The 16,262-nt window shown below is 74.2% G+C and carries 15 protein-coding genes; 8 read left to right on the top strand and 7 right to left on the bottom strand.

The window, feature by feature from the left end:
- The first annotated feature begins 236 nt into the window (after nt 1-236).
- The 8 genes from ZF1_RS21075 (at nt 237) to ZF1_RS21040 (ending at nt 7,378) form a co-directional block, all read left to right on the top strand.
- Nucleotides 237-446 (top strand): hypothetical protein, encoded by a 210-nt coding sequence (locus tag ZF1_RS21075; protein WP_482638157.1) that lies wholly within the window; start codon nt 237-239, stop codon nt 444-446.
- Between the two features lie 604 nt (nt 447-1,050).
- Nucleotides 1,051-1,434: a hypothetical protein gene (locus tag ZF1_RS21070; protein WP_482638156.1), complete on the top strand. Its 384-nt coding sequence runs from the start codon at nt 1,051-1,053 to the stop codon at nt 1,432-1,434.
- A gap of 42 nt (nt 1,435-1,476) precedes the next feature.
- Nucleotides 1,477-3,216 (top strand): zinc ribbon domain-containing protein, encoded by a 1,740-nt coding sequence (locus ZF1_RS21065; protein ID WP_482638155.1) that lies wholly within the window; start codon nt 1,477-1,479, stop codon nt 3,214-3,216.
- Nucleotides 3,213-3,554 (top strand): hypothetical protein, encoded by a 342-nt coding sequence (locus tag ZF1_RS21060; RefSeq protein WP_345644302.1) that lies wholly within the window; start codon nt 3,213-3,215, stop codon nt 3,552-3,554. Before ZF1_RS21065 ends, ZF1_RS21060 begins: the two co-directional genes overlap by 4 nt.
- A 127-nt stretch (nt 3,555-3,681) precedes the next feature.
- Complete coding sequence (locus ZF1_RS21055; protein ID WP_482638154.1) at nt 3,682-4,194, top strand: hypothetical protein; 513 nt, start codon at nt 3,682-3,684, stop codon at nt 4,192-4,194.
- 74 nt (nt 4,195-4,268) lie between these two features.
- Nucleotides 4,269-5,591 (top strand): HNH endonuclease signature motif containing protein, encoded by a 1,323-nt coding sequence (locus ZF1_RS21050; protein WP_482638153.1) that lies wholly within the window; start codon nt 4,269-4,271, stop codon nt 5,589-5,591.
- A 121-nt stretch (nt 5,592-5,712) separates the two neighbouring features.
- Nucleotides 5,713-6,393, top strand: a complete 681-nt coding sequence (locus tag ZF1_RS21045) for an arsenate reductase/protein-tyrosine-phosphatase family protein (RefSeq protein WP_482638152.1) — start codon at nt 5,713-5,715, stop codon at nt 6,391-6,393.
- A gap of 46 nt (nt 6,394-6,439) precedes the next feature.
- Nucleotides 6,440-7,378 carry a glycoside hydrolase family 26 protein gene (locus tag ZF1_RS21040; RefSeq protein ID WP_482638151.1) on the top strand — a complete coding sequence of 313 codons (939 nt, stop codon included), beginning with the start codon at nt 6,440-6,442 and terminating at the stop codon, nt 7,376-7,378.
- Here the strand turns inward: ZF1_RS21040 and ZF1_RS21035 are convergent.
- The 7 genes from ZF1_RS21035 to ZF1_RS21005 form a co-directional block, all read right to left on the bottom strand.
- Entirely contained in the window at nt 7,356-8,471 is a 1,116-nt protein-coding gene (locus tag ZF1_RS21035) for a glycosyltransferase (RefSeq protein WP_482638150.1), read from the bottom strand. The genes ZF1_RS21040 and ZF1_RS21035 overlap by 23 nt on opposite strands.
- The gene (locus ZF1_RS21030) at nt 8,468-9,688 is read right to left on the bottom strand and encodes a GNAT family N-acetyltransferase (protein WP_482638149.1); all 1,221 of its coding nucleotides are present in this window, start codon (nt 9,686-9,688) and stop codon (nt 8,468-8,470) included. Before ZF1_RS21030 ends, ZF1_RS21035 begins: the two co-directional genes overlap by 4 nt.
- Nucleotides 9,685-10,416, bottom strand: a complete 732-nt coding sequence (locus ZF1_RS21025; protein ID WP_482638148.1) for a hypothetical protein — start codon at nt 10,414-10,416, stop codon at nt 9,685-9,687. The genes ZF1_RS21030 and ZF1_RS21025 overlap by 4 nt, the downstream gene beginning before the upstream one ends.
- A 65-nt stretch (nt 10,417-10,481) precedes the next feature.
- Complete coding sequence (locus ZF1_RS21020) at nt 10,482-11,585, bottom strand: glycosyltransferase (protein WP_482638147.1); 1,104 nt, start codon at nt 11,583-11,585, stop codon at nt 10,482-10,484.
- Nucleotides 11,582-12,307, bottom strand: coding sequence for a polysaccharide deacetylase family protein (locus ZF1_RS21015; protein ID WP_482638146.1), 726 nt, complete (start codon nt 12,305-12,307; stop codon nt 11,582-11,584). The genes ZF1_RS21020 and ZF1_RS21015 overlap by 4 nt, the downstream gene beginning before the upstream one ends.
- Nucleotides 12,304-15,204 carry a lipid II flippase MurJ gene (locus tag ZF1_RS21010; RefSeq protein WP_482638145.1) on the bottom strand — a complete coding sequence of 967 codons (2,901 nt, stop codon included), beginning with the start codon at nt 15,202-15,204 and terminating at the stop codon, nt 12,304-12,306. The genes ZF1_RS21015 and ZF1_RS21010 overlap by 4 nt, the downstream gene beginning before the upstream one ends.
- A 65-nt stretch (nt 15,205-15,269) precedes the next feature.
- On the bottom strand, nt 15,270-16,199 hold the full coding sequence (locus ZF1_RS21005) for a hypothetical protein (protein WP_482638144.1): 930 nt from the start codon (nt 16,197-16,199) through the stop codon (nt 15,270-15,272).
- Between the last annotated feature and the right edge of the window lie 63 nt (nt 16,200-16,262).

Raw genomic sequence — 16,262 nt, 5'->3', positions numbered from 1 at the left:
AGGCCACGACCGGAGGCGACCGGACGTGAGCCGGGGCTGCCCGGTGGATCGGGCCCTCGGCCGGCCCGAATGCCGGTGGCGCGTGTCCGGATGGGCCGAACGGCCGCTGGTGACCCTGCGGATCCGTCCCGATACTCGATCACTCCGGCGTCGGCGGCGTGGGCTCGGCGCCGTCGGTCCCGACACGGAGGTGCCCGTTGACGCTGGAACGCAATCTGAGGGACCAGACCCGGCTGGTGACGGATGCGATCAAGCTCCTCGATCGGGACATCGCGAACGCCACGAAGCGGCTGTCCGGTCTGAAGCGCCAGCGACCGGCGTCGGACAGGGAGAAGGTCGCGACCGCCGACGAGACCAAGCGGACCACGGACCTCAAGAAGAAGTACGAGGACGACCGGAGGGTGTTCGAGCAGCACCTCGCCGACCTGCGCCGGATGAGTCGCTGACGGGCGAGCGGATGCGAACCGTTCCGCGGATCCGTGCCGTCCGCCCGTGCCGTTCCTCGGTATGCGGCGAGGTGCCGGGTCCGGACGTCCCAGGTCATCGCCGTGACGACATCGTGACCCCACATCGTCAACGCTGACGATTTCGCCTTCGAGAGCTCATTTCGGGTCCCGCAACCGCTAACACCCCGCTCACGCCCGCCGACCGTTCGTGACAAGTGATCGACGACGCGGCGGGGGAGTCATGAGCGTGTGCACCCAGTGCGGGGAGCACGTCGGTGCCGGTGTGCGGTTCTGCAACGGCTGCGGCACACCGACCGGGGCGCGACCCGTCCCGGAGCCCGGGAGCGCGGTACCGGAGCCTGCGACCCGTCCGGCTCCGGCCCGGCCGCAGGAGCAGTGGCAGCCGCAGACGGGGCACGGTCGAACCATCGCCACCGATCGCGGTCCGCGCAACGTCGTGCTGGCCGTGGCGGCTGTGCTGGCGGTCGTCGTCGCGACCGCCAGCGGCGGCTACTTGTACACGCGCTCCGCCGGAGGGGGACCTGTGCCCCCGCCGGTCCCGACGACGACGTCGACGGCCGCCCCGCCCACAACGACATGGAGCATGGAGCCGGTCGACTCCTCGGCCGCTCTGCAGGCGCTCGCCGACACCGACCGGAGCACCGTCGCGTCGCTGCAGGGCTACTGGGTGCCGCAGCTGTCTTCGAAGCGGGCCGGAATGGTCATCGAGGGTACGACGTGGGACGACGACATGGTCCTCGACCACGTGCGCTCCATGGCCGGCAGCTACCCGGACGTGCTGCTGCTGAACTCGTCGGACTACTCGTCCTTCCGCACCGGCGGGCTGTGGGTGCTCGTGGAGGGGCAGGGCTTCACGACGTCCGACGCGGCGAACGCCTGGTGCGACCAGCAGGGCATCGGTGCCGACGACTGCTTCGCCAAGCGGATCGCCCAGGACGGGCCCGACGGCAACACCGCGCCGCGCTGACCTCGATCCCGTCCGCCCCCACCACCATCACCGAGGAGACCCGTGTCCCCTGTCCACTGCCCGGAGTGCGGCGTCGCCCATCAGCAGACCGCCCGCTTCTGCGGCTCCTGCGGCGCGTTCCTGCGCGACGACTCCACCCGTCTGCTGTGTGCGGCGGTCCACCGCGACGCGGACTTCTGCCGGCGCGTCCTGGACGAGTACACCGTCGAGCCCGTCCGGGCGCTGCCGCCGTCGCCGGGGGTGAACGTGCCGGCCGTGCTGCGCGACGCGCTCGCGTCCCGATCCCGGCGCCGTGTCCGTGACGGCACCCTGACCGTCCTGTTCGTGCTGCTGCTGTTCGTGAGCCCGGGGTTCTTCGCCGCGTGGCTGGTGCTCGCCGCCGCGCTGGTAATCGTGCAGCGCTTCGGCTTCGGCCGCTCCCCGGTCGTCGTGACCGGCGCCGTGGTCGCGGGTCTCGTCGCGGGCGTCGCCTCCGGCGCACTCGTCTACGAGGTCGTCTACGGCATCGCCCAGCTCGTCACGGTGTTCGGCGGGCAGCTCGGCAGCGGGTTCGCGGAGCTGATCCTGGCGCTGCGCAGCGGGTACGTGGCAGCCGTGTTGTTCGCGGTGATCGTGGCCGTGTTCGGAACGGACGCGTACTGGGTGGGCTGGCTGACCCGCCGCCGGTTCCGGCGGACCCGTTTCCGGCCCGACCCGCGGGTCCTACCTGGCAGTGACACCGAGCGGACGTTGCGGACCTTCGGACACGACCAGCACGGCGCGCGGATCGCACGGATCGACGCCGGTGTCGAGCCGGGCGACCAGCCCGGCCGCGTCCCGCTCGTCGTGCACCGCGGGTTCGATCCGTTCGTCGGTGCCGGCCTCGTCCGGGCCCAGGAGGCACTCGCGATCTCGCTCGTCGCGCGGGACAAGACGGTCGACGAGCCCGCTCCGGTCGACGTCCTCGGCGTCCACGCGACCATCGAGGAGGCGTTGTCGGACCTGCGTCGCGCGTCCTCGCTCGGGCCGGGCGGACGCCTCGGCGCGCTGCGGTTCGACGAGGTCGTGATGACCTCGGCCGAGGACGTCGCCGAGCACGCCGACGGTCCGCTGGCCGCCCGTGTCCTGCCGGTCCTGCACGAACCCTTCACCGACGGCCCGCCGTACACGACGCTCGACGAGCGGGAGGCGCGCACCCTCGCCGTCGCCCCCGAGGAGTGGGCCCGCTACTACCGCCGGTACCGGGTCGAGACCTGGGACCGGCAGCTGGTCCTGTCCACGTTCGTCCACGTCGGCGCCGACGACAAGAACCTCTACGTCGAGCGCGTCCACTGCGTCCTGCCCCCGCTGCCCGAGAGCTTCCGCGAGATCGACCAACCGGTGAGCGGTCTGCGCCGATTCGGACGGGCGTGCGCTGAGCTGGCCCGGTTCCCGGCGACGATCCCGGACCGGATCCGCCAGTGCTGGTCGGCGCGCCGGATTCCGCAGCCCGAGGGCACCCTCGTTCCCGACCGCTACGGCGTAGGCCCGAGCCTGCGCGAGCTGGCGGTCGGCGACGAGTTCCGCAGCTACTTCCAGAGCACCGACGTGCTGCGGTACGGCGAGATCATCGACCGCGTACTGCTCCGGTCGGTCGGCGCCCACCTGGAACGGCTCGGCTACTCCGCCGTCGAGTTCCAGGAGGCGTTCACCCAGACCATCAACGACTTCCGCGGATCGCACTTCTCGAACTCCGCCGTCGGACCGGACGCGAAGATCACCACCGGTCCGGCAGCCGCCACGGCGACGAAGGGGAACCGATGAGCACCAACTGGAACTTCCAGGGAGCGCACTTCGACCGCTCCGCCGTCGGCCCGGACGCCCACGTCGACGCCCGTCACTCGACGGCGGTGACAGTCGGCCGACTGACCGACGAACTGTCCGCGCTGCGTGGCCGGCTCCTGGAGGTCGACGGCGATGAGGCCCGGGCCGCGGTACGGGAGCTCGACGGGCTCACCGCCGAGATCGTGCTCGCCGAGCCCGACCGGCCGGCGGTCCGGAGCCGGTGGGCGTCTGTGCGGACACGCGCGGCCGCCGTGCTGGGGACGGGGGCGAACATCGCGCAGATCACCGACCTGGTCATGACGCTCTTCGGACCCTGATCGCGGCCCGCCGTCTCGTCAGTTCCGATGAAGCCGCCGAACGGCCGATAACGGCCTGGTCCGTCCGGAGCGATCCAGCGGAGGTGAGGGTCGCGCCGGCGGCCCGGCCGACCGGGGAGACCGCACGATGACGACGCACCGCCGCCCACGCCGTTCCCTCTCCCGCGCCCTGCTGGCCGGGCTGGTGCCGGCGACGACGGCCGCCGCGCTCTGCGTCGCGTCCGTCGCCTCCGCCGAGCCGGTGATCGCGGTCGCGGCCCCGGCTCCGACGGGTCCCGGCGTGGTCGCGCGGGAGTTCCCGGCGCCGCCCGCGCCGGTGGTGGTGCCGGACGCGCCGCTCGCGTCGTTCGTGGCGGACGAGCCGGAGCCGGTGCTCTACACCTGCGAGCCGACGGCGGCCCCGGAGTTCGAGGACCCGGCCCACCCGCACTACATCACCAATAAGAACTGCCCCGACCTGATCGCGGCGAAGGAGCAGGCGCAGCGGGAGTACCTGGAGCAGTTGCAGGCAGAGGAGCACGAGGTGAGTGGGGACGGGCTGGAGTCCGCTTGCTCGGACCCCACCAGCAGCTACTACGGGACCGCGGCCTGCGGGTCCGACCTGGACGGCGACGGGATCATGGACGGATTCACCGGCTGACCGCTCGCCGCCGCCCGGCGTCCACCCAGCTCAACGAGCTGTTTTCGAACGTATGGTCGAGTAAAATCGACTGCGTGGACGACGTCTGGCAGGCCGGTGACGAGGAGCTCCTCCTCGCGGTCGCCGACGTCCAGGAGCGGATCAACCGCGAGTCCGCCTCACTCGTCGCGCTGGTCGCCGAGATCGCCACCCGCGGACTGGCCGGGGACAGGGGATTCCGCGACACCGCGGACCTGCTGCGCACCGTGCAGAACGTCTCGCGCGCCACCGCCCGCGCCCGGGTCGACGCGGCACGGGCGCTGTCCCCGCTGTACCTGATCACGGGGGAGCGGGTGGACGCGGAGCTGCCCGAGCTGGCCGCGGCGTTCGCCGAGGGCGCGGTCGGCGCCGAGCATGTGCGGGTGGTCCAGCGCGTGCTGACGATGCTGCCGCCGCACCTGCACGAGCACCGACCGGTGCTGGAGGCCGACCTCGTCCACCACGCCCGCACCCTGGATCCCGACGCCGTCGAGAAACTCGGCCGGCGGGCGATCGCCCTGCTGGACCCCGACGGGCCGCGCCCGCGGGAACCGAAGCCGTCGCGCAACCGGCTCACACTGCGCCCGCAGGGCGCCGGTTTCGAGGCGCGCGGCTGGTTCGACACCGAGTCCGCGGCGATGCTGCGCACCGCACTGTCCCCGCTGACCGCGCCGGTCCCGCCGGACGGGCCCACCGGGGCGAGGGACGAGCGGTCCACCGCCGAGCGCTCCGGCGACGGGCTGGTGGAGCTCGCGCGGCGGATGCTCGCGACGGGAGACCTGGGCGTGGAGAACGGGCAGCCCGTCACGGTGACCGTGACCGTCCCGCTCGACACCCTCACCACCGGCACCGGCGCCGGACTGCTCGGGTTCGGCGCCGGCGGGCTGTCCGCCGCCCTCGCCGCCGGGGACGCACTGCGCCTGGCCTGCGACGCGCGGGTCGTCCCGGTCGTGCTCGGCACGGCCGGGGAGCCGCTGTTCGTCGGGCGGGAGGCCCGGCTCGCGACCCGCGGGCAGCGCCGCGCCCTCGCCCAGCGCGACGGCGGGTGCGCGCATCCCGGCTGCGAGGCGCCGCCGCAGTGGTGCGTCGCCCACCACGTCCGGCACTGGGCCGACGGGGGCACCACCGATCTGGACAACCTGGTTCTGCTCTGCGGGCACCACCACCGGTTGGTCCACCACGGGGACTGGAGCATCACGATGGACGGTGGGTTCCCGGTCTTCCACCCACCGCCCTGGGTGCCGGGCGGCCCGCGATGCAACCCGTTGCACCGGCCCGACCTGATCGGGAGGTCGATCGACGGCGATGGCCCGCCGCGGGACCACCCCGCCGGCGCGCCGCCGTTGTCGACGGTGGCGAGAACAGCCGCCGTGTCGTGAGGTCCACGCCACATGTCGTCATCAATCGTGCTGATCTCCGCGGTCCGCGGCCGATCGGCGGAAATGGACGGCCCGTCGCACACGACTGAACGGAGGACGGACCGTCGGGGGAGGGCCCACCATGACCACGCTGGCCGAGCGTGCTGCCGCGCCGCACACTGGGGCGATGGCGCGCCCGCCGCAGACCACCACGCAGCCGGGACCGGACGACCGGTTCCGGGTGCTGATCGTGTGCACGGGCAACATCTGCCGCTCGCCCGCCGCGGAGCTCTTGCTGCGCCACCTGCTGGTGGGGCGGCTCGGAGGCCGGGAGGCGGCCCGGGTCGAGGTGTCGAGCGCCGGGGTCGCCGCTGTCGTCGGGGCCGGGATGCACCCGCAGTCGCGGGCCCAGCTCGCGCCCTGGGGGCTCGACGGCGACCGCGCCGAGGGCTTCCGGGCCCGCCCGCTCGACGATGCCGCGGTCGACGGGGTCGACCTCGTCCTCGGCGCCAACGTCCGCCACCGCTCCGCGGTGCTCGAGCGCCACCCGCACCTGCTGGACCGCACGTTCGCGCTGCGCGAGTTCGCCCGGCTCGCCGCGGCCGCCGACACCACCCTCCTCCCGCCGGACCTGGTCAAACGCGGCCGGGCGCTGGTCGATCTCGCCCGCGCCACCCGCGGCACCATCCCCCCGGCCGACGACACCGTGCCCGACCCGATGGGCGGACCGGACGCCGCGCACCGCGATGCCGTGCACCGCGTCTTCGCCGCCGTGCGCGGGATCGTCGACGAGCTCGCACCCCGCACGGCGGTTCGGCGCTAGGCTGATCATCGTCTCCCCGCCACGAAGTCCCCGCCGCCGGAAGCCGATGACCGCCCTGCTGCTCGCCGCTGCGCTCGCGCTGCTGCTGTCCTGCTCCGCCGGACCGGTCGACGGCGGCCCCGCGCGCCCCTTCCCCTTCGGGGCCTTCACCGGATCCGACGCCGAGGGCGTCGCGCGGCTCGCCGAGTTCGAACAGTGGCTCGGCCGCCCCGTCGACGTGGGGCACACCTACCTGCCGGGCGAGGGGTGGGACGACCTCGACGGCCCCGCCTACATCCTCGACCCGTGGGCGCAGTGGCAGCGGGAGAATCCCGGCCGGCTCTTCGTGCTCAACGTGCCGATGGCCGCCCCCAACGAGGCCGGCCTGCCCGACGACGAGGTCGCGGACATCCTGCGCCGCGGCGCGGCAGGCGAGTTCGACCACCACTTCCGTACGCTCGGCGAGCGCCTCGTGGAGCGGGGACTGCAGCGCGCGATCATCGTGCCCGGCTGGGAGATGAACGGCGAGACCTACTCCCACCGCTGCCGGCCGGACCCGCAGGCGTGGAAGGCGTACTTCCGCAACGTCGTCAGCACCCTCCGGGCGGTGCCCGGCCAGCAGTTCCGCTTCGACTTCACCGTCAACCGCGGCCGTGACGACATCGACTGGACCGACTGCTATCCCGGCGACGACGTCGTCGACATCATCGGGATGGACTCCTACGACCAGAGCCCGGGCCGCCGGTTCGACGACTTCGTCTCCCAGCCCCTGGGGCTGGCGGAGCACGCCGCGTTCGCGGCCGCCCGCGGCAAGCCCGTCTCCTTCCCGGAGTGGGGCCTGTTCCGCCACGGCGACGACCCGCAGTACTTCCGGCGCATGCACGACTGGATGGCGAGGCAGGACACCGTCTACAGCACGATGACCGACTACTGCCCGCACGGCGTGTTCTGGTGTGGCGAGAACCCGCGGTCCGCGCCGGTCGTCAGGGAGCTCTACGGGCGTTGACACGTGCGGTCCGCCCGGTCAGCTCGGCGAGCACGGCCCAGGTGCGGGTGATGTCGAAGCCGCGCGCCCACTCCGCCGCGGCCAGGCCCTCACGGCCTGCGAGCCCGGGGTCGAGGAGCCGGTCGGCCACCGCCTCCGCCAGTTCACCGGGGGCGTTCGCAGCGACGAGGGCACCCACCGCGTGCGGCACGAGCTCGGTCAGGCCGGGCACGTCGGAGGCCACGAGCGAGCGGCCGGCCGCCAGGGCCTCGATGGCGGACAGCGACAGCCCCTCCCAGCGGGAGGGCAGCACGACCACGTCCGCCGCGGCGTAGAAACGGGAGATCTCCGCCGTCGGGCCGAACCGCTCGACGCCGGGCGTCCCGTTCGCTGCGGCGCCGATCTGCGCGTCGTCGCCGCCACCGACCAGCACCAGCCGGGCGTCCGGCACCCGCTCCCGCACCGCACCCCACGCGGCGAGCAGGACGTCCTGCCCCTTCTGACGGGTCAGCCGCCCGGGACAGACCGCGATCGGCGCGGCGTGGGGCAGACCCAGGGCTCTGCGGGCGTCGCGCCGCCCGGCCGGGCCGGCCGGGCGGAATCGGCCCAGGTCCACGCCGTTGCGCACGACCGTGATCGGGCCGGGCACACCGGCCGCGCGGCCCTGTGCCGCCTCGCCCTCGCCGCAGGCCACCACGCAGGCGCTCCAGCGCGTCGCCGACCGCTCCCAGAGCAGAGCGGCCCTGGCCTGGAGGCCGTCCGCGGCCAGCCAGGACCATCCGTGCGGCTGGTAGAGCGTCGGAACGGCGCCGCGCACCGCCAGCCGCCCGGCGAGCCCGGCCTTCGCCGAGTGCAGGTGCAGCACGTCCGGCGCGATCTCCGCGACCAGCCGCCCCAGCGAGTGCACCTCGCGAGGCACCGAGGGGCCGGGGGACCGGCCCGCCTCCCAGACGGCGTGCGGCACCCCGGCGGCGGCCACGTCATGGCCGAGCAGACCGTCCGACGGGCAGGCGACGCGAACGTCCCATCCCCGTCCGAGCTGGTCCACTGCAGCGCCCAGGACGTAGCTGTGCACCCCGGCCACGGTGGGCTGGGCGACGTGCAGGACCCTCACGTCGTCGGGGCCCCGGATCCGGGGGGCCGTCGGTCCAGCAGGGTCCGTGCCGCGGAGCCGGCACCGTCGGCGCGCAGCGCCCGGACGGTCGCACCCAGGCGTGCGTGCAGCTCCGGGGCGCGGTCGCGGACGCGGTCGCGCAGCGCGGCCCGGACACGTACCGCCGCGACGTAGGAGGCGCCGGCCGGGGAGCGGCGCCGGGACAGCAGCACCCGCCGGTGCGGGACGTCCACGGTCTGCCACCGCCGCTTGTAGGACTCGGCGCCCCGCAGCATGTCGAGGGCCACCCGCTCGCGCTGCTCCACCACGTCGAGGCTACGGGACAGGGTCATCGCCGCCCCGTCGCCTCCGTCCCGCAGGGTGGGCGAGATGCCCAGGAGGTACGCGTACACCGCGCGCGGGCCGACGAGCAGCAGCATGGCGGCCACGTCGACACCGTCGACGCGGTACAGGTCCAGATGCGCTGCGCCCGCCGGCACCAGGACGTCGAGGGCCTCGGTCAGCATGGCGGCGTAGCGGGGGGTGAGGTGTTCGGGGTTGCCGCCGCGCCCCTCCCACTGCCGGGCGTGCAGGTCGAGGAGCGTCGCGACCCCGGCCGCGGTGGTGACCGTGGTCCCCGGACCGGCCGGGACGTACTCCACACCGGTGGCCCGGACCTTGCGGATCCGGGTACGCAGGCGCTTGCGCGATCGTCCCTCGGTACCGGCGAGCAGTGCCTCCACCGAACCGAACGGCACCTCCAGGCACACCGAGGACGCCACCGACACCGCCCCGCGCCAGTGCCCGGCCACCGCCGCGGCGACCCCGTCCCCGCGTACCTCGGGCAACTCGACGACCTGCCAGCCCGGTTCGAGCAACACCGACCGGGCGAGGTGGCGCACGGCCTCGGGCCGCACCGACTCGTCCGCCAGGAACTCGGTGATGTCCGAGAGCCCGCCACCGACCGGGCCGAGGACACGGACGCCGGCGACCCGGCGCACCGCCAGGGCGGCGCCGGCGACCAGGCGTCCGTCGCGGCGCACCGTCACCACGTGCAGGGAGGCACCGTGGCCGTAGTGGTCCCACCATGCCTGCAGCCACCCCGAACGCTGGAACGGGGTCGCGGTCGCGCAGCGGTCCGCGAGATCGTCCCACTCGGCGGCGAGCGCCCGGAACTCCCCGGCGTCCCGCACCGAGGCGATGGCCCAGCCGCCCCCGATCCCGACGGCCGCAGTCACCGCCGAACCGCCGTCGACGACGGGTTCGCACCGTTGCGCCGGGCCGGCAGCTGCGGAGCCGCCGGTGCCGGGTCGGGCTGCGGCGGCGCGTCCGGGACGGGGCCGGTCCACCGGGGCGCCCGGCTCGCGGCAGCGAACAGGCCCAGACCGGCGAGCAGCGCACCCGCGGCACCGCCGACCAGTGCGAGCAGCGCCGGCGAGGCGGAGACCGGCTCCACCGGTTCCACGGCCGGCGCGAACACGGCCAGCGTCACGCTGGTCTCGACGCTGCGCTCGTTGCCGTAGGCGACGAGGCTGCCGGCAAGGGCGTTCGCGATCGCCGTCGCCTCCCTGGGGTCACCGGAGAGCCCGGCGATCTCCACCAGGGGGGCGTCGGGGGAGGTCTGTACCTCGGCCCGGCGCAGGAGCTGCTCGACCGGGGTGCGCAGCTCCGCCGCGGCGGTCGCCGCGACGGCGGGCTCCCCGGCGATCCGTCCGAACGCCTGGGCGAAGCTGGTCGCGCGCTGCTGGCCGTCGGCGTCCTGCGCGGTCACCGCCACGTAGGCGGCCGTGCGGAACGTCGGACCGCTCACCAGCCCGTACACCGCCCCGCCGCCCGCCCCGGCCAGGACCGCGAGCGCCACGACGACCGCGCGCAGCGCCGCACGCCGCCGGTACCAGGGCGGCCCCGTGGCGGGGGAGGGCGGCGTCGCCGCGAACCGGCTGGTCTCCGCGGTCGGATCGTCCACCGGGCCCGACCCGTTCCCGGAGGCGCCCGTGCCGGGATGTGATCCGCCGGACGTGCTGGGCTCGCTCATGACAGGGCCTTTCGTGGTGTCGGTTCGCGGTCGGTGAGCCGTAGGTAGAGGGCGTGGAGCTCCGCGGCGACCCGGGACACGTCGAACCGGTCCAGGCCCGCGGCCGGACGACGGTCCGGCGGCCGGTCGAGCAGCGTCGCGACCGCGGTGGCGACGGCGTCGCCGTCGGGAGCGACGCGAACGTGGCGAGGGTCGGCGAGCTCGTCGAGGACGGGCCCGGAGGCGTAGGCGACGGGCAGCCCGGACGCCGCGGCCTCGAGCAGCGCCAGACCGAAGGTCTCCTCCGGGGAGGGCGACGCGAGCACGTCCATCGCGCTCAGGTGGGCGGCGACGTCGTCGACCTCACCGGTGAAGACGACCCGGTCCGCCACACCCGCCTCACGGGCGCGCCGCTCCAGCGCCGCCCGCTCGCCGCCCCGTCCGACGACCAGGGCGGTGACACCGGGCAGCCGTGGGAGCGCGTCGAGCAGCACATCGACCCGCTTCGGCGCTTCCAGCCGCCCGACCACACCGACGACCGGACGGTCGGCGGGCAGTGCGTACCGGCGACGCACGCGTTCGCGGTCGGAGCTGTCGAAGCGGTGGCCCTCCACGTCGGTCCCGTTGCGCAGCACGGTGATCCGCTGATCCGGGATTCCCCACTCGCGGAGCCGCCCGGCGACATCGGCGGACACGGCGACCGTCGCGCGCCCCAGCCTCTCGGTGGCCACGTAGAGCGCGCGCACCCCCGGCCGGTCCACCGGACGGCCCTCGATCAGCTCGCCGTTCAGGGAGTGTTCGGTCGCCACGATCGTGCGCACCCCGGCGAGCCGGGCGGCGAGCCGGCCGTACACGCAGGCGCGGTAGAGATGGGTGTGGACCACGTCGAAACGGCCCCGCCGGATGAGCCGGGCCAGCACCAGCACGGCGGCCACGTCGGTGTTACCCGACATCGGGACGAGGTGGACCGGGACACCGTCCGCGCGCAGTCCGTCGGCGACGACCCCCGGGTTGCAGAGTGCGACGACCTCGGTCTCGACCTGTCGGTGGCGCAGCAGGAGCCGCAGCTGCTGTTCCGCACCACCCGCGTCGAGACCGGTGATGACGTGCAGAACCCTCATACGAACGTCGCCTCCCCGTCCGGGGCCCGCATCTGGCTGCGGACGTCCTTCGCGCGCAGCCGCACCCCGCCGTCGCGCTCGCCGACGAAGGTGCGCGGCAGCGCGTGGCGGCCGGCCCGCTCGTGCGGCGCGATCCCGACGGCGTGGGCGTAGCCGGCGGACCGCACGGCCTCGATCTCGCGACGCTCGACGTGTCCGTACGGGTAGGCGAAACCGGTGACCGGCCGCCCGACGAGGTCGCTCAGCTCGGCGCGGCTGCGCTCGACCTCGTCGCGCAGGTCGCCGACGCCGGTGGTCGTGAGCGAGACGTGGGAGACCCCGTGGGAGGCGATCTCCATTCCCTCCGCCGCCGCGGCGCGGACCTCCTCGGCAGTCATCAGCTGCTTCACCGGTCCCGGTACGTCCCACTCGTTGGTCCCGCCGAGGCGTCCGCTGAGCACGTAGACGGTGGCGGTGAAGCCGTGACGGCGCAGGACCGGTACGGCCCGGTGCAGGAAGTCCCGGTAGCCGTCGTCGAAGGTGAGACCGACCAGGTCACGGGCGGGCCCGTGCCGGCGGGCCTCCAGGAGCTCGGACACCGCCACCCCACGCAGCCGGCGGGCCGCGAGCCAGGCCATCTGCCGAGCGAACCGGTCGGGGGTCACGGTCACCTGGTACGGGTCCTCGGCGTAGTGGTCCACCGAGTGGTACATCCAGATCCAGGGCCAGCGGGTGGCGGTCACGACGCGCTCCCCGTCCCGAGCACGGCACGCACCGACGGCAGCCCGCCGGTCGCCATCGCCACGGCGGCGAAGACGACCATCATGGCCGTTCCCCCCACCGGCACCGCCACGATCCCGGGCAGGCCCCGGACCAGCGACGCGATCCCGACACCGATCGCTGCCGTCACCGCGACGGCGGGCAGCAGCCGGAGCAGGATGACACCGATCGCCCGCGGGTCGATCGCCTGAGCCCTCGAGCGGCGGGCGAGCAGGAGTCCCACCGCGGTCACCGAGATCCCGGCCGCGTTGCCCGCTGCGATGCCGGGAGCACCCCAGACGCTCGCGCCGATGCCGGCCACGACCGCGGTCACCACGAGCCCGACCCCCATCGTGGCGGCCGGCAGGAACGTCGACCGTCCGGTGAACAGCGCCCGGCAGACCAGTTCGACCAGAGCCTGACCGAGCAGACCGAAGACGTAGATTCGCAGGATCGCGGCGGTGTCCGCGGAGTCGGCCGCGGTGAACGCGCCCCGCTCGAACAGCAGCTGCACCACCCGCGGGGCGAAGACGAACAGGAAGGTGGTCGACAGCAGCACCACGGCGCCGACGATGCGGACGTCGGCCTCCAGCCGGCGCCGCGCGTCGCCGGCGTCACCGGCGACCAGACTGCGGGCGAGCAGCGGGAAGGTGACCACGGCGATGATCAGGGCGAGTGTCGAGGGCAGCTGGCCGATCTTCTGTGCGTAGTTGAGGTGGGAGATGGTCCCCTCCGCGAGTGTCGAGCCGACGAACCGCTCGACGTAGACCTGGGCCTGGCGGGTCAGCGTGTAGACGGCGATCGGCAGGAAGGCCCCGACGCTGATCAGCGAGGACTTCACCAGGACGGCCCGCGGGACCGGGATGCGCCGCAGGTAGGACGGCAGCTGCACCGCGACCATCAGCACGGCTCCCGCCGTCACCCCGATGGCCGCGGACAGCACGCCGAGCCGCTCGTGGAACAGCACGATCGAGCCGACGATCCCCACGTTGAACGCCAGCGAGATGGCCGCGGGCGGCCCGAACACGAGGTGGGCCCGCAGGGCACCCGCGGCGAAGCCGGCCAGACCGATGAACACGAGGCTGGCGGCGACGACGCGCATCGCCTGCACCCCGAGCTCCGGCTGGGCCAGGCCGGGGGCCAGGGCGCCGACCAGCCACGGTGCCGTCACCGCGACGATGCCGGCGACGACGACGAGCCCGAGTGCGAGGCGGGGGAGGGCGTAGGAGACCACGCCCGCGACCGCCGCCCGCGGATCCGATGTCGAGGTCCCGGGCCCGGCGACCGCCAGCGCGCGGGTGAAGGCCGGCACCAGGAGCAGCGCCATCGCACCGTCGATGAGCAGCGGCACGGCGGACTCGGCGATCGTCCACGCGACGAGGAACGCGTCGGTGGTGCCGTCCGCGCCGAAGTACGACGCCAGCATCAGGTCGCGCACGACGCCGCCCAGCGACCCGAGCGCGATGAGTACCGCCGACACGACGGTCGCCGTGAGGACCATGCGCGACTCCCCGGAGCCGCGCCCGCTCCGGGTCCCCGGGCGACCGGTGACGCCGGGCGCGCCGGATCCCGGGCGGTTGCGCAGGCCGTAGGAGGCGGCGAGCCCGACGACCACGCCGACCAGGACGCTGGTGGGCCCGCCGGTGTCGGCGTACAGGAACTCGATCGCCTGCCACAGCACCATGCCGAGCACGGCGAGCCCCACCGCCCGCTCGGTGGGCGTCGTGCTGCGCCGGACCCGCTGCAGGGTGCCCAGTGCCACCGTCGTGAGCAGGCCGACCAGGGCGGTCGCGCCCAGCAGCCCCTGCTCGGAGAGCACGAGCAGGTACTGGTTGTGCGGGGACAGCAGCTCCTGCTTGACGTAGCCGGCCCCCGGCTGGTCGGTGTCGCTGCTCGAGTTGAGCCCCAGCGGCGCGTGCCCGTCACGCAGCTCGGGGAAACTGCGCAGCCCGGCCCCGGTGACGGGGTGCTCCGACCAGATCGAGGTCGCGGTGTCCCAGAGGTGGTAGCGGTCGCCGACCGAGGAGTCGGGGGAGCCGACGGAGGACACGGCGCTGCCCAGCCGGGTGCCGATCTCGCCGCCGCCCAGCCCGAACCCGCCGACGAGCACGACGGTCAGGGCCGTCACGACACCGGCCGCCCGGAGCAGCCCGGCCGGTCCGAGGTGGGCGAGTAGCAGCACCAGCACCACGGCGCTGGCGAGCCAGCTGCCGCGGCTCAGGGAGAAGGCGAGCGGGACCAGGAGCGCGACGGCCAGGCCGGTCAGAACGATCCGGTGACGAAGATCGGTCAGCGCGACGGCGCCCGCGACGCACACGGCGAGGGCGAAGCTCACCACGGCCGACATGGCCATGATCTCCTGGGCGCCGAAGGTGCCGACGGCACGCACGGTCTCGCCGCCGATGGAGGCGCCGGTCCCGCTCAGGTACTGGACGACACCCACGGCGCCCTGCACGAGTCCGGACACGACGAAGGCGCCCGCGACGACGGCGATCCGCTGCGGGGTCCGGACGACCGCGGCCACGGCGGCCGGCACGAGCACGAACACCTGTAGGTAGCGAACCAGCCCCGACAGCGCCGCACCGGTGTCGGTGGCCACGAGGGCCGACACGGTGGCGGCCGCGGCCAGTGCGCCGAGCACGACGGCGGCGGGCCGGGGCAGGTCGAACCGGCCGGCGACCAGGCCGGCGACGACGACCGTCACCAGGGCCAGCGACGCGAGGTCCGCGGCGGTGACCGTGGACCCACCGGCCTCGACGTGCGGCCATGGCAGGTTGACGAGGAGCACGATCGCTGCGACCGACCAGGTCGACCATCCGACCCCGGGACGCGCCCGGCCCGGGGACGACGGCATCGTCGCCGTCGGCGGTGGCTCGGCCACCGGTGTCGTGGCGGCTCCTCCACGCATCTGCGGGACAGTCCTCTCTGGCCGGTTGCGGACCGGTGTCAGGCGACCGGCTGGGGTCCGGCCACAAGCAGGCGCGCGCCGCCTCCGGCTTGCGGGTCCACGACGTGGGTCGCCGTGCGGACCGCGGTCCGTCGGCTGCGCAGGCCGCTGAGCCGGTACGCCGTGGCGAGCCCGGCCTTCACGACGAGCCCCGGACCGGCGGTCGCCCGGGATCGCGGCCGCCAACCGAGGTCGGAGCGGAGGACACCGTTGCCGAAGTTGACCAGGTAGGCCCGCCGGCTCGGAGCGGTCCAGTGCTCGGTGGTCAGCGAGACGTTGACGACGTCGTCGTTGACGATGCGGTGCGGCGCGTTGAGCGGCCAGTGCAGCATGTCGCCCGCCTCGAGGTCGTGGACGCGGGCGTAGTCGTCGAACCACGGTTCGTAGGAGATGCCCTCCTCCGAGACGCGACGCACGACGTCCTCGATCTCGGGCTCGCGCAGGAAGGGGGCGGTGGGCGGGTAGATCCAGATGCGCTTGCGGCCGCGCAGCTGCCAGAGGGTCTGGCAGGGCACGTCGGTGTGGTAGTGGACCTGGGCGCCGGGGGAGGAGACGAGGACACCGATCCGGTGCTTGGACGTCCGCAGCCCCGGGACGCCCTCCTCGATCTCGGCGTAGATCCCGGCCACCAGCTCGGCGAACCGCGGGTCGATCTCCTGCAGGCCCATCATGTTGATCCACAGGCGGCCGCCGCGGACCGCCTCGAGCACCTCGGCCCCGGTCCGTCCGCCGCGGGTGCACGCCGACCAGGTGTTGGCGGCGACCGCGTCCGCCGTATTGATCTGCAGATGGCTCGTGGGGAGGTGCTCGACGAGGTCCGCGAGTGACTCGTCGGAGAAGAGGTCGAGTTCGGACAGTCCGTGGCGCAGTCGCAGCGGCTGTGTCCCCCACAGCTCGGCGGCCCGTCCGTCGAAGTCCTCGAAGATCATCGCTGCTCCCGCTTCCGCGCCGGCCGTTGATCGCACTACGTCACAACGGTCGCCCACGATCGG

This window comes from Pseudonocardia sp. ZF1, from assembly GCF_056835605.1.
The sequence above is the reverse complement of the archived record's forward strand: the minus strand, read 5'-3'. Positions and strand labels throughout refer to the sequence as shown.